1 pseudogene is annotated in these 275 nt (G+C 69.5%); it reads right to left on the reverse strand.

From position 1 onward, the window contains the following. A pseudogene (locus tag KZZ06_RS20695) lies at positions 1-275 on the reverse strand (VirB4 family type IV secretion/conjugal transfer ATPase); the annotation flags it as partial.

A 275-nucleotide genomic window follows, 5' to 3' on the forward strand; every position in this document is an offset into this window, starting at 1 on the left:
TGGAAGGAGAAGTGGTAGGGCGCGCCCGATGCGGTCTTGAGACAGGCGACCGCTTCACCCCAATGGTTCCCGTCCGCCTGCCCCGCCGGGTAAGTGTGGAAGGGGGACAGGGCGGCGAAGTTGCGCGAGGTAATCGCGCCGACCCGCGCCCGGTAACGGAATAGGCCCGGGCATTGCGCCCAGTAGGCCGCCTCAAGGCCCAGATCCTCCCGCGCAACGACGGCGCCGGCGTCTGCGAGGATACGCCGCCCGCGTGCCATCGTCTCGAGGAGCGT

The sequence above is a fragment of the Sulfitobacter sp. CW3 genome (assembly GCF_019392245.1).
Lineage (GTDB): Bacteria > Pseudomonadota > Alphaproteobacteria > Rhodobacterales > Rhodobacteraceae > Sulfitobacter.